The sequence below is a fragment of the Perlabentimonas gracilis genome, assembly GCF_011174675.1.
GTDB classification, from domain to species: Bacteria; Bacteroidota; Bacteroidia; order Bacteroidales; family Tenuifilaceae; genus Perlabentimonas; species Perlabentimonas gracilis.
Genome location: NZ_JAANIG010000025.1, coordinates 24468 through 38354 on the forward strand (window position 1 = coordinate 24468; position 13887 = coordinate 38354).

General features: G+C 45.6%; 13 protein-coding genes. 4 read left to right on the plus strand and 9 right to left on the minus strand.

The features are described from left to right. Positions 1–142: 142 nt before the first annotated feature. Genes G8O23_RS11285 through G8O23_RS11300 form a run of 4 tightly spaced genes read left to right on the plus strand, consistent with a single transcriptional unit; the run spans position 143 to position 5243 of the window. The gene (locus tag G8O23_RS11285) at positions 143–1639 is read left to right on the plus strand and encodes a sodium:solute symporter family protein (protein WP_166364851.1); all 1497 of its coding nucleotides are present in this window, start codon (positions 143–145) and stop codon (positions 1637–1639) included. Between the two features lie 13 nt (positions 1640–1652). Next, on the plus strand, positions 1653–2870 hold the full coding sequence (locus G8O23_RS11290; protein WP_166364853.1) for a CaiB/BaiF CoA transferase family protein: 1218 nt from the start codon (positions 1653–1655) through the stop codon (positions 2868–2870). Beyond that, complete coding sequence (locus G8O23_RS11295) at positions 2854–3972, plus strand: hypothetical protein (protein WP_166364855.1); 1119 nt, start codon at positions 2854–2856, stop codon at positions 3970–3972. Before G8O23_RS11290 ends, G8O23_RS11295 begins: the two co-directional genes overlap by 17 nt. A gap of 2 nt (positions 3973–3974) precedes the next feature. Then, positions 3975–5243: a thiamine pyrophosphate-dependent enzyme gene (locus tag G8O23_RS11300; protein ID WP_166364857.1), complete on the plus strand. Its 1269-nt coding sequence runs from the start codon at positions 3975–3977 to the stop codon at positions 5241–5243. A gap of 50 nt (positions 5244–5293) precedes the next feature. On the opposite strand, the gene G8O23_RS11305 is transcribed toward G8O23_RS11300, so the two are convergent. The 9 genes from G8O23_RS11305 to G8O23_RS11345 all read right to left on the minus strand — a co-directional run bounded on the left by G8O23_RS11305 (position 5294) and on the right by G8O23_RS11345 (position 13886). Next, entirely contained in the window at positions 5294–5926 is a 633-nt protein-coding gene (locus G8O23_RS11305) for an HAD family hydrolase (RefSeq protein WP_166364859.1), read from the minus strand. Positions 5927–5973: 47 nt separating this feature from the next. Then, positions 5974–6792, minus strand: coding sequence for a glutamate racemase (gene murI, locus G8O23_RS11310; protein ID WP_166364861.1), 819 nt, complete (start codon positions 6790–6792; stop codon positions 5974–5976). 81 nt (positions 6793–6873) lie between these two features. Next, positions 6874–7389 carry an OmpH family outer membrane protein gene (locus G8O23_RS11315; protein WP_166364863.1) on the minus strand — a complete coding sequence of 172 codons (516 nt, stop codon included), beginning with the start codon at positions 7387–7389 and terminating at the stop codon, positions 6874–6876. A gap of 42 nt (positions 7390–7431) precedes the next feature. After that, on the minus strand, positions 7432–7944 hold the full coding sequence (locus G8O23_RS11320) for an OmpH family outer membrane protein (protein WP_166364865.1): 513 nt from the start codon (positions 7942–7944) through the stop codon (positions 7432–7434). 67 nt (positions 7945–8011) lie between these two features. Continuing rightward, positions 8012–10480, minus strand: a complete 2469-nt coding sequence (gene bamA, locus G8O23_RS11325; protein ID WP_166364867.1) for an outer membrane protein assembly factor BamA — start codon at positions 10478–10480, stop codon at positions 8012–8014. 206 nt (positions 10481–10686) lie between these two features. Further along, the gene (locus G8O23_RS11330; protein ID WP_166364869.1) at positions 10687–11424 is read right to left on the minus strand and encodes an isoprenyl transferase; all 738 of its coding nucleotides are present in this window, start codon (positions 11422–11424) and stop codon (positions 10687–10689) included. A 13-nt stretch (positions 11425–11437) separates the two neighbouring features. Next, positions 11438–12100, minus strand: a complete 663-nt coding sequence (locus tag G8O23_RS11335) for a DUF6089 family protein (protein WP_166364871.1) — start codon at positions 12098–12100, stop codon at positions 11438–11440. 27 nt (positions 12101–12127) lie between these two features. Beyond that, positions 12128–12877: a DUF6089 family protein gene (locus G8O23_RS11340; RefSeq protein ID WP_166364873.1), complete on the minus strand. Its 750-nt coding sequence runs from the start codon at positions 12875–12877 to the stop codon at positions 12128–12130. Positions 12878–12998: 121 nt separating this feature from the next. After that, the gene (locus tag G8O23_RS11345) at positions 12999–13886 is read right to left on the minus strand and encodes an NAD kinase (protein WP_166364875.1); all 888 of its coding nucleotides are present in this window, start codon (positions 13884–13886) and stop codon (positions 12999–13001) included. Between the last annotated feature and the right edge of the window lies 1 nt (position 13887).

Sequence of the window (13887 nt, forward strand, 5' to 3'; positions counted from 1 at the left end):
GTTATGCTTTTGTCAGGTATTTAGCATATTGTGGTACCAAGTATGGGTTTAGGTTTTCCTAAGCCTTGTTCTTTTTATATCATTACAATTTCTAGTTTAACAACCTAACCCTGCCAGAGGCAGGTAAACCTAAAAAAACTGTATGTCAACCTATCTAATTGTTGTTCTGGCCTACTTTGGCTTGATTACCCTAATATCTATTCTAACCAAGAAGGTGGCCAGCCGATCGGCTGCCGATTATCTGGTGGCGGGGCGCAACCTTGGCGTTATTGCTTGTGCTGTGGTGGTGGCCTCAGAGTGGCTAGGAGGGATGAGCACCATTGGTGTTAGCGAAAAATCGTTCACCTCGGGCACTCTGCAACCCATCCTATACAATATCTCCACGGCTATCGGTATGATTATTATTGGTTACACTGTGGCACGTCATTATCGTCAAAACAATGTGCACACCGTGAGCGAGATGCTGGGCCGTCTATTTGGCAAGCGCGCTAAAGCCATATCTGCCATCGCCTTTCTGTTTGCCTACATCGTGTTGGCCTTTGTGCAGCTGCAAACCGCATCAAGCGTAATATCTGCAATGTTCGAGTTGCCTTGGGTTACATCCGTAATAATATCATCGGTAGTAATCACCATATACACATACATTGGCGGAATGCACGCCTTGGCCATTACAGGTATAATCCACGTTGTGGTGATGTTTGGAGGAATTGGGTTTGCTGCATTCACGGGTATAACCGATATAGGTGGGTTTGCTGCGCTTAAGGCCGATATGGTGGCTCTGGGATCACCCGAGAACCTATACAACCCATTTAGCGGGGGATTGGGCTATGCCTGGAGTTTAATTATTGGTGGAGTGCTAGGTGGAATGGCTGGTCAGGCAAGTATTCAGCCAATTTTTGCTGCCCGTTCTGCCGATATCGCTAAGAAAGCAGCAATCCTATCATCGCTTATCATCGCACCCTTTGGTATTATGGTGGCTATCCTTGGCCTGGTGGCCAAAACAGGTAACTACTTTGATGTAACCACTGCGGCAAGCCCACTTTGGAATGCCGACCTGGGCATAATTAACCCCAAGATGGTGCTACCTACCCTTATGGTTACCCCCGAGTTTATCCACCCTGTTATGGGGGGAATTGCCCTTGCTGGTATTCTGGCGGCAATCCTATCAACCGTTGGCCCTGTAAACTTTGCCGTGGTAACCATTGCCACAAAGGATATTTACCACGGAATAATCAACAAGTCGGCTGTCGATCAGAAAATTATCTCCACCGCTCGCAAGCTGGTTATCCTTGTAAACCTTATAACCATACCGCTAGCTATTTACTCAAGCGGAGCAATTCTTAGTATGGCCTATATATCGTATGGCATACGTGCCATTGGTGCCATAGTTATTGTGCTAGGTATTTACAAGCGTGGTTGGATCTCCACCGATGGTGTTCGCTTTGCATTTATTGGCGGTACAGTTGCCGTTTTAGTGAATATTATTGCGAAGCTGGCAGGTTGGTGGAAAATGGAGGACACCTATGTTGCTGTTATAGCTGCGGTTATTTGCATTATTATCGGTAATATCTATGCCAATAAGCGCAAGCGCGAAATAAGGGCTAAGGGCATTTCCATGCGTAAGCCTAAGGATATTTAACGCTTTTATCGATATGAATAATTCAAAACCGTTAGAAGGAATTAAGGTGCTGGAGTTGGCCAGTGTATTGGCCGGGCCAAGCATAGGGATGTTCCTAGCCGAGTTGGGTGCCGAAGTAATTAAGGTTGAAAATTTGGTTACCGATGGCGATGTTACCCGCAAATGGAAGCTGCCCACCGAAAATCCCGATACCGACATTTCTGGATACTACTCATGCGTGAACTGGGGCAAGAAATCGTTAGCCATCGACCTCTCCAAGTGCGAGGGGCTAAATGTGATATATGCCTTGGGTAAGCAGTGCGATATTATTCTGGCAAGCTACAAGCCCGGCGATGCAGAGAAACTTCAGGTAGATTATAATACTTTCAAAAAGTTAAACCCAAAGGTTATCTATTCGCATATTACAGGTTATGGCCTTAACAACCAGAGGGCTGGTTTCGATGCCATTATTCAGGCCGAGAGCGGATTTACCTTTATGAATGGCGAACCCGACGGCCCCCCCACCAAGATGCCTGTGGCATTGATGGATGTGCTGGCGGCACATCATCTTAAGGAGGCCATTCTGCTGGCTCTTTTCCAGCGCGAGCGGGGAGGCGAGGGGTGCTATATCGATGCATCGTTATTCAAGGCTGGCGTTTCGTCGTTGGCTAACCAGGCCACCAATTGGCTTGTGGGCAAAACCATACCCAAGCGAATGGGTTCCGATCATCCCAATATTGTTCCCTACGGAACTATCTACAACACCTCCGATGGCAAGGGCATAGTGATTGCCGTTGGCACCGAGAAGCAGTTTGCCGAGCTGTGCGAAGTGCTGGGCAAACCCGAGCTGGCGGCCGATCCTAAGTATAGCAAGAACTTTAGCCGGGTAAAGAATAAGGCGGAGATAAACGGCATACTGCAGGATTTAATCATCAAGTACGATCGCGAAACAATTTTAGGGATGCTAGCCAAGCGTAAGGTGCCTGCTGGTGGGGTGTTCAATATGCAGGAGGTGTTTGAAACCCCCGAAGCCAAAGAGATGATTCTTGAGGCCGATATCAACGGGATGGCCATCCAAGGGGTTAGCTCCGTGGCATTTAATGTCGATGGAAACCCGTCGAGTGGTGGTATAAGCTATCCACCCCACTACGGCGAGCACACCTACCACATCCTCCGCGATGAGTTAGGGCTAGAGCTCGAGGAAATTGAAAAATTAATCAGTCAAAACATAGTGTATGCAGCAAACAAGTAAAAACAAGTTGGTGATTACCGATGGCTCTCGGCTAATGATTGAGGCCATGGCTAAAGCCGGTGCCGATGCATTTATTGGCTACCCCATCACCCCAGCAAACCTGCTTTACTCATACTCGGCCGCACGGATGCCCATGATGCTTCCTGCCCCCGATGAGATAACCACCCTGCAGTGGATGACCGGACTCTCTACAGCGGGCAAGCTGCCCGTTACGGCCACATCGTTTCCCGGCTATGCGCTAATGCTGGAGTCCATCAATATGGCGTTCATGATGGAGATGCCCATGGTGATAATCCTGGTGCAGCGTCTTGGTCCAGCCACCGGAACTGCCACCTGCGGAGCACAGGGCGATTTAATGCTGCTCAGGGGTCAAATCTCTGGCGGTCATCAGCTACCCGTACTTTGCGCATCGGACTATAAGGATTGCTGGACTTTGGCAGCCGAATCGGTTAAGCTGGCCGAAAGGCTTCGCACGCCCGTGGTGCTGCTTACCTCCAAGGAGGGAATTATGACCCAGCGTAGCTTCGACCTGTCCGTTTTGGAAGATATTCAGCCAGTTGTTAAGAACCGATACAGCAAGAGCGAACCATATGTTCCCTACCTAGCCGACGATTCGTTGGTGCCCGAGTTCCTCGAGGTGGGAAACCCTAACCATCAGGTGCGTACAACTGCATCAACCCACGATACCAAGGGTATTCTGCAGCACTCAACGCCCGAGGCGTTGGCCAATACAGTTCGTCTGGAGAATAAGGCCAATCATCACCTTAAATCATATACTTTTTTTGACCTTGACGAGCAGCCCGGTGCCAACAAGCTTATTGTGGCTTTCGATATATCGGCAAATGCTGCCATCGACGCTGTGGCCATGATGCGCGAGCAGGGCGAAAAGGTTTCGCTGCTTATTCCAAAAACCCTATTCCCAATACCCGACGATTATTACGAGATAATGGACAGGTATGACAAGGTGGTGATGGTTGAGGAGAACATGAATGCACAGTATGCACGCATACTTTTTGGGCATCGCCTGCCTAGTAAAATTGCCACCGTTGGAGCACTAGGCAAAATGATTACACCACAGGAAATAATAAACGGAGGAAAGTAACCATGAGCACACCTTTTCTAAATACACCAAACCTACCTTTCTGCAAGGGATGCGGACACGACCTGATTGCTAAAAGTACCGCTCAGGCGCTCGAAAAGATTGGGCTTAATCCTCTTGATGTAATCATGGTTACCGATATTGGCTGCCATGGTATTATCGATAAAACCTTAAACACACACACTGTTCACGGATTGCATGGCCGTTCCGTTGCCTTGGGTGCAGGTGTTTCGTTCGCCATGGAGAACACCGATAAGAAGGTGATAGTGTTCCTTGGCGATGGAGGCTCAACCATTGGCTTGCAGCACATCATCGAGGCATCGAGGATGAACCTTAACCTTACCATTGTTATCCACAACAATATGCTATACGGGATGACCGGTGGCCAAACCAGTGGTTTAACCCCAACCGGGTTCCGTACAACCACAGCAATGGAGGGTAACCCATTCAGCGCGCACGATATCTGTAAGTTAACCCACACCGCTGGTGCAGCATATGTTACGCGAATTCTTGGCATTGGCAATATTGCCGATAAGCTGGCCGAGGCGTATAGCGTTAAGGGGTGCTCAGTGGTTGAGGTGGTTGAGATTTGCCCAAGCTATGGGGTGAAATTCAACCCCAAGCGTAAGCTTAGCGAGATTATGGAGTCGATGGGACATACCGAGGGCGTATGGACCAACGATAGATTGGCATATACCTACCCGAATTCCACAAAGATGAACGATTTGCTTGCCAAGCTCCCCGTGATAGAGCAGAAGCATACCGGTGGGCTCGACAAGCATTACCAGCTGGTTATGACAGGCTCGGCTGGCGAGGGCGTACAGGTGGCCTCTGCCATTCTTGCGCGCGCTGCGTTGAGCTCGGGCTACCAGGTAACCCAAAAGGGTAGCTACCCGGTAACTGTTGGGGTGGGATTCTCAACATCGGAGGTAAATATCTCACCCGAGGCCATTCACTACCACGGTATGGCTAGCCCCGATGCCATTCTGGTAACATCTCTCGATGGGCTTAACCATCAGATGAAGCGTATTAATGCCATGAAGGATGGATTACTTCTGATTGATTCGAGCCTTGAAGTGCCCACTACTGGTGCAAAGGTGGTAAGCCACGACTTTAGGATTGCTGGCCCCAAAAATGCGGCCCTGTACTCGCTGCTTATGTTTGCCAAAATCACAGGGCTTGTTAAGCGCGATGCCATTATTGATGCCTTAAATGATATGGGTCTTGGCGAAAAAATTCCAGTGGAGAAGATTGAAGGATTGCTTAATTCCTAAAGGGGTATATAATACAAAAAAGGGCGCTCAGTTTGTTGAACGCCCTTTTTTTATAATGACAAAACCGCCTTTTGGAGTTCACTAGGGTTGTCAATTATTACATCGGGCTTATAAATTTCAAGCAATTCCTTGGATTGAAACCCCCAGCCAACTGCAACTACGGGAATTCCCATTTTTTTTGCAGCCTCAATATCACGAGTCTCGTCGCCTACATATATAGCCGATTCCTTCTCAATGCCGTACTTTTTCATATATCTGGCAATAACCTTATCCTTGCCAAACAGGTGCTTGCTGGTGTATATTGTGCTAAAAAGGTCTAGAATTTTGTGCTCATCAAAAAAATGCTCCACATTTTTACGCGAGTTAGATGTAACCACACCTAATATAAACCCCGCTTCCTTTAGATGTTCCAACGACTCAACTATACCATTGAATGGTTTAACATTCTTTATCTCCATGAATAGTTCATGCCGAAGGCGTAGCAGGAGGAAGGGTAATTTTAGAAATGTAACCTCTAGCTCAACCATTAGGTCATGAGGTTTTTTGCTTTGTAAAACCTTACTCCTTTCTTTCTGTAGCTGTTTGCATCCATACTCATGGGCAATCCTGTTGTAAATATCCACTCCGGTATCCAGGGTGTTGGCTAGGGTTCCATCAAAATCGAAAATAATATGCTTTTTCATAGCTTAATGGTTGAGGAAATTCTAAAGATGTATAATGGTGTTAATATTTAAAAGATGAAATGCTGATAAGATTTATTTTTGAATACTACTTTAGTAGTTAATTCGATCTCGTGAACCAAAAATTTAAGGGTGTCAATTTCTCCGCTTGAGTAGAATGTAACCGATGGTTCGGTGCCGATTCCGCTATGAGGCTCTTTAGCCTCTTCGGAAAGTACCCTCGCGGTTTGCTTGGCCACAGCTGGTGCTGGGTTATCAATAACAACACCTTCAGGTAAAATCTTTTTGAGAACGGGAATAAAGAAAGGGTAATGCGTGCACCCTAGCACAAGATGATCAATCTTTTCATCAAGCATCGGTGCTATATAGGTCTGTAGCAACTCACTTGCCTCTTTCGATTGAGACTTTCCTTGTTCAACCAGTTCAACCAGCCCCGCTCCAACTTGATAGGACACGTTTATATTGGCAGCATACTTTGCGGTGGTTTCGCGGTAGAGCCTTCCATTGAATGTGCCCTTGGTGGCGAGCACACCTATCGACTTTGTTTTGGTGGCCAATGCTGCAGGTTTCACTGCGGGTTCCATTCCTACGAATGGAATAGGGAAATTGGCTCTTAAATAATCAATAGCTGCTGCAGTGGCGGTGTTGCATGCCACCACTATAATTGTGCAACCCTGGTCGAGAAGGAATTTTGTTATTATTTCGGAAAGCCTTATGATTTCATCTGGCCCTTTGGGGCCATAGGGGCAATGCTTAGTATCGGCAAAATAAACATAGGAATGATGGGGTAGTAGCTGAGCAAGTTCCTTAAGAACGGTAAGCCCTCCAACCCCCGAATCGAAAACTCCTACTTTAGTTGTATTTGTCATTTTGCCCTATCAATAATTGAGCATATGCAAAAACAGCTCAACCCCTTGCGGCGATTGAGCTGTTAATTTATGGCTTAATTTCTATTGTATTCCCAGCTCCTTCTTTACAAAAGGCATCAAATCGATGCTGTCGTCGGAGAAATACACCACGCTACCTACGCTTAGGTCGAATACGTAAATCACTCCCTCTTGCTTAGCAACCTTACGGATGGCAGCATCAGCCTTTTCCATAAGTGGGCGCATAAGCTCGCCTTGCATACGCTGGAAGTCTTGCTGAGCAGTTTGTTCAAACTCCTGGATGCGTTGCTGTAGGCTGGTTAGTTCCCTTTCGCGTGCTTCGCGGATGGCAGCAGTAAATGTTTCGCGGCGCTGCATATAGGTTTGGAGTTTGTTGTTGTACTCAACATGAAGTTCCTCAATTTGCTCCTGAAGATCCTGGCCATAAGCATTCAGTTTTGCTTCAGCGCTATCGCGGTCGGGCATAATGGAAAGCAATTCCTGTCCGTTGATATGTGCAAATTTTGGTGCGGTTTGGGCAAATACACTGCCGGTAAAAAGTAGCGCGGCAGCTAGCATAAACATTGCGAATCTTTTCATCGTGTTTTTGGTTTTAATTTGACTTACAAATTTAAAAATTAATTAGTTGTAACCAAGTTTTTGTAATACCTCGTCACTCTTATCGTATCTCGGATTAGTATATAGCATATTGGCAGAACCTGCTGCATCAAAAATAACTGCGAATCCCCCCTCTGTAGCAATCTCCTTCACTGCGTTAAATACTTGGTCCTGAATGGGCTTTACGAGTTCTTCTCGCTTTTTGAAAAGCATCCCATCCCTTCCAAAATATCTATTCTGCAACTCCTTTGCGGCCTTTTCGCGCTGCATCATATCATTTTCTCGTTTGCGGCGCATCTCTTCGGTTAGCAATACCTTTTCCGATTGAAAATCTTGAAACATTTTTTCCAACTGCTTGTATTGCTCCTCCACCTCCGCCTCATATTGTGTCGCTATACGGTTGAGTTGCTCTTGTGCAGCCCTAAATGTTGGAATGCGGCTAAGGATGTATTCCGAATCAACAAAGGCAAACTTTTGCCCAAGCGAAGCTAACGGGAGGGCAAAAATGGTTAGGATGATGATTGCGATTTTCTTCATAGCTCTATCCTTTAAGTTTGGTGTGGCAATTATCTCGCCAGCTTTAAACCCCTTTGTTTAAATAGTGTTAAAAGTTTTGTCCAATGGTAAAGTGGAACTGCCCCCTATGCTTATCGGGATTGTGCGGAATTTTGTCGAATCCATATCCCCAATCAATTCCAAGCATACCGATCATAGGCAGGAATACTCTTGCTCCAACACCAGCAGAACGGTGAACGTTGAAAGGATTAATGCTTCTAAACTCATACCAAGCGTTACCAGCCTCAAGGAAAGTGAGCAGGTAAATAGCAGCCTGTGGCTGCAGGGTGATGGGGTAGCGTAGCTCCACCGTATACTTGGTGTATACGTTAGCGTTTACAACTCCGTTAACCCTAGGTGAAAGCGATGAATTTTCGTAACCTCTTAGCCCAATGGTTTCGCGACCATATAGGTTATATCCCGACATACCATCGCCACCAAGGTCAAAGCCTTCGAAGGGTGAGTACCCAATGTCCTTATTGTAGTATCCTAGGTATCCAAATTGAGCACCAGTGTATAGCACAAGGTTATCAACTAGGTTGTGGAACCACTGTGCCTTACCGGTCCACTTGTGATACTCAATCCACTTATACTTTTCTTGAAGATCAGTTACATTCGAAAAATCTTTACCCGTAATTATGGAGTAGGGTGGTGTAAGCTGTAGCGTTAAGTTAAAGTTCGATCCTCGTCTGGGGTAAATCAGCTGGTCGATTGAGTTTCTTGTAAGAGCAGCCTTGTAGCTAAAGTTGTTCGATTTACCGGTGGATATCATAAAGTAGTCCCACTTGTTCAGGTCGTAGCTCTGAATGCTAAGCTCGTTGTAGAACTGAAACCAGTCATCGGGCCACTTTAGCCTTGTTCCAATACCAATGGCACCCCCAGTAACCTTCATTCTTTGGTCGCTCACCTGGTAGATATATGTGCCAGGTAAGTTGTTTATGGTGTGGTAAAGCGAAAGGGTAAAGTTGGTGGGTTTGCGCCCTCCAAGCCATGGCTCAACAAATGTCAGGCTAAACGCTTTGTAAAAGCTCCCGTTGGTTTGGGCTCTAAGGCTTAGCGTTTGGCTATCGCCCGATGGGACTGGGCGCCAAGCCTGCTTTTCGAATAGTCTGCCAATGGAGAAGTTCGAGAACCGAATACCAATGGTTCCAACAAACATTTTGTTACCCCAACCACCGGAAACCTCAAGCTGGTCGTTGGCCTTTTCTTCCACGGTATATACTAGGTCCACGGTACCGTCGGCCATATTGGGCAGGGGAGTAACATCCAATTTCTCGGGATCGAAGTGCCCCATGGTGGCAAGTTCCCTTACGGAACGGGTAATACCTGTTTTGCTGAAGAGGTCGCCAGGCTTGGTGAAAAGTTCACGACGGATTACATTCTCATGGGTTTTGGTGTTACCCTTAACAATTACATTGTTCACGGTAGCCTGTTTGCCTTCGTAAATCCTCATCTCTAGGTCAATGGAGTCGTTAGCCACTCTAATCTCAACAGGTTCAATGCTGAAGAATAGGTGGCCATCATCCATATAGGTCGTGGTTATGGAGTTGTCGTCAATAAAAAGTCTTTCTTCCAGAAGGGTTTTATCGTATACATCTCCCTTTCTGATGCCAAGGATATCATCAAGTATCTCGTCGGGAAGCTTTGAGTTCCCCACCCAGTTGATGTCACGGTAGTGATATTTTGGACCCTCTTCAACCTTTATAATTAGGCCTATACGGTTTTCTTCTGTTACAAAAACAGAATCGCCCAGGACTTTGGCATCGCGGTAGCCGTGTTGGTTGTAGTAGGCAATAAGGCTGCGTTTATCCTCCTCAAAATCGTTCTCAACAAATTTGGATGCTTTAAAGAAGTTGAGGTCGCGGCGCTTGGTGTTCTTCATTGCACGACGAAGCTTACGATCAATAATGTTGTCGTTGCCCTCAAAGGTGATGTCGCTAATGCGAACCTTAGGCCCTTTGTCGATGTTAAAGATAAGCCTAACGCCGTTGGCCATAAGCGTATCGTGCTGCTGGTGTATGTCGATATTGGCATTGAGGTAGGCCTTGGAGCGATAGTGGTTTTTAATTAATCGCTTGGAGTTGTCCAGGATGTTTTCTGTGGCTTGACCTCCAATCCTTAGCTTAATTAAATCAACAAGGTCTTTCTCCTCACTTTTTCTTATACCAATAAAATCGATGCCGCTTATCCGGGGCAACTCTTGCAGAAATATATCGAGGTAGATATCGTCTCCCTCAATCTTTGTGGCAGTAATTTTTATGTCTGAGAATAGCCCTTGGTCCCACAGCTTATTTATAGCACCTGTAATGGTTTCGCTGGGTACGCTAATCTTATCGCCTATGTAAAGGCCGCTCATGCTAACAATTACGTTGGGATCAATAAAGCGGATGCCCGAAACGGTAACCCCCTTAAGCGTATACTCTTCGGGCGAGGTGTAGCTAAAGGGAGATGTCTGAGAATAGCCAAAGTGTGCTGCGATTAGAAAGGAGGCAATGCTAATTGCTAATTTTTTAATCATCGTTTGAGGGATACGGTATTTGTGCATAGAGTGTAACGGTATGTTTTGGGCAAAAGTATTTACTACAATAAAATTAAAACCTTGAAATTGTTTGTGTAATAGGCTTGGCAAATTTAGTCAAGTGCTTTATGGGAAGCAAGCTAAAATGTACAAAAAACCATATTTATATGCTAAAAATGAGAATAAATGGGGGAGTAGGAGTACCATTAGAGTTGCTCAGTGGTTTTTCCAAATCGCCTTTCGCGATGTTGAAAGCTGACAATTGCTTTGTATAGCTCCTCTTTGCTGAAATCGGGCCATAGCACCTCGGTAAAGTACAGCTCAGTGTAGGCCATTTGCCATAGCAGGAAGTTGCTAAGCCTCAGTTCTCCGCTGGTTCTGATAAGGAGCTCGGGGTCGGGCATATGAGCCGTGTTTAGGTAGCTTGCAAAAACCTCGTCGGTTAATTCCTGAGGAACTATTTTGCCCTGTATGGCGTCATCGGCAAGTTTTTTCGCTGCATCTAAAATTTCCCAGCGCGAGCCATAGCTCAGAGCAAGGGTTAGGGTCATTCCGGAACAGTGCTTGGTTTTGGATATGGCAGTGTTAACCTTTCGTTTAACACTGTCGGGCAGCAGGTTGGTGTTGCCAATTACTTGAAAATGGATGTTGTTGTCAATTAGGTTTTTTAGCTCCTCATCTATTGTAGAAACTAGAAGGGTCATGAGGGCTTCAACCTCTATCTTTGGGCGTTTCCAGTTCTCTGCGCTAAATGCGTAAAGGGTTAAATATTTTACTCCAAGCTCGGCTGCGCCTTCGATGGTTTGCCTTACTGCGTGGGCTCCATTCTGATGCCCAAAAATTCTGGGCTTGCCTTTTTGCTTGGCCCACCTCCCATTTCCATCCATAATTATGGCAATATGAGAGGGGAGTTTCTCTCTGTTCACATCATCAATCAACGACATATACTATTGATTTTTAATCGTATGCTGGGCAAATTGCCCCCTTGTTAACAAGCCGGTAAGATACGAATAATCCCCCAATTCCCACCCAATCGAAGTTGTGAATTCTAAAACTTTGGTTGGGGTGGGTTGGGTAGTAATCAATATTGTCATTAAATGTTTTATGAAGTCGCCATTCGGCTCCAAAAGTCCACCGGTTAAAGGGGGTGTATTTCACGCCAACCCCAAAGGGTATATTCACCAGTAAATCCCTATCGATAATAGCCAAGCTAACGCCTAGGGTTACGTATGGCGAAATGCTTTTAGCATCCACCGGTTTAGTGCCAAAGGGCCTTAGCCCCATTTCGATAGCTCCGCTAATCTCTACCAATCGTTTGTCGAAAGCTCTGAAACTTTGCTCGAAGCTTTGATAGGGTATTTGTGGAAGGTACTGATTGTTTGGGTTGTAGTAGCCCTTTAAGTTGCCGTGAGTACCGCTTAGCTTAAGTGAGTAAAACTCATTCAGGTTATGCCGGAAAAGCACCCCAATGGCTGGTGATGGTTGGTAGAATTGAGTGCTAAGGTTGAAGTCGCCCATATAGTATGAGGAGCCAGCCAACACACCTATATCATTGCGTTCCTGAGAGAATGTATTTTGCGAAGAGAGGAGAACTACTAACCCCAAAAAAAGAAATCTCATGGTGCAAATTGCATTTTAAATCCGTTTCTATCTCCTAACGCCTGGTCTTTTCTTGGTGGGTATCTTGTAGTTCACCTTTACAATGAGGGAGTGATAGTAGTCGTTGTATATACCGTATGGCGACACGTATCCATCGAGCTCGTTGGTGTTGGTTATACGTCCAACCAATTCTACCCCGATCGACAGTTTTGGCCTAATAGCATATTTTATGCCCAAGCCAACGGGTACAAAGAACGCTATGCTTGAACTTTGAGAGAACCTGGGGGAGGTGGCTAGGTTTTGCAGTGGTGTAACGTTGTAATGAAACCCTCCAAAACCTAAGGTAGCGTACAGGCTAAAAGGTTGACGAAAGTGGCGAAGCCCACCTCTAACCTGCATTATGTTGTAAAAGTAATTCTCGTCGCTTTCGGGTATTATGTAGTACTCGCCCATAACCGCGAGCTCGTTGACTAGGGTTTTAAAGGCAAACTGACGATTCTCGTTTCTTGAGTTTAAATCAGTGCTATAGATCATTCCCGATGTGAAGTTAACCTTTATCTGAATTGGTTTGGATATGTGGTAGCGAGCCCCTAGGGTTATGCCAGGGCGTGTTGATAAAAGATCGATATCCAAAAGACCAAGGAGGTTAACGTCGCCAGAAGCACCACCTATGTCGCCAAAGTATTGGTGTGCCGAGATACCACCGAAAACTTCAAGCTTTGCAGCCTTCCATGATTGGGCCGAGCTAGTGTTGGCAAGTAGTAACGAAATAAATAAAGGCACTATAAACTTTCTCATCTCTCCTAATTTAGGTACTATCGTATTACAAAGATAAAAAAAAAAGAAAGCGTTAGCTATTAAAAATATTTTAACTGTATTAACAAAGAATATCCATTTTTGTTAACTGATCGTTAGGTTGTTAGCTAGTTGAATTCCTACTATCAGCTCCCCACATCAACTTATTTCGAAGCGTTTTGAAGTAGTTGTTGCCCTTTAAATTTACCACCCCAACGCAGAATTTGGCTTTTGTAATAGAAGCCGTAAGGCTACTTCCTACAGCAACAGAACGAGAATCGAGCGACATTAGTATTTCACTATCTCTTGTTGTTGCTTCAAGCTTTATGGTTGACCCATCGGGAATAACCAGCGGCCTTACGGTTAGGTTATGGGGTGCAATGGGCGATATCACAAAGGCATTGGTAGTGGGGCTTAGTATGGGCCCGCCTACGCTTAGCGAGTATGCGGTAGAACCCGTAGGCGTTGAGATGATTAGCCCATCGGACCAGTAGGTGCAAAGAAAATCGTTATCAATATAGGTGTTTATGGTGATCATGGCTGTTCCCTTTTTTTGCAGGGTAAAGTCGTTCATTGCAAAAGGAAACTTCATTAATGAATTGTCTTGAGTTTTCAGCTCCAGTACCGACCTGTTTTCAACCGTGTACAACTTATTAAATAGCTGATGAATTGCGCCAGAAATATCGTTCGATGATATATGAGCCAAGAAACCCAGTCGCCCAAAGTTGATTCCTACAACGGGTACGCATGAATCCTCAACAAACGAAACCGACTCTAAAAAGGTGCCATCGCCACCAATGCTTAGCATAAAGTTTGCTGTGTGCTTCACTTCGTCGGCATTGCTATATGTAGCCCTTACCTTTGGGGCGAAGCCAAGGAGTTGTGTTAGAAACTCGTAGAATGGAGCGTAAACCAGTATTTCGGCATCCCTTTTATCGAGTTCGCTAAAAAGCAACTCCATATCAGCTTTGTGCTCTTTATCAATAATATTACCGTATAAGGCTATTACCATT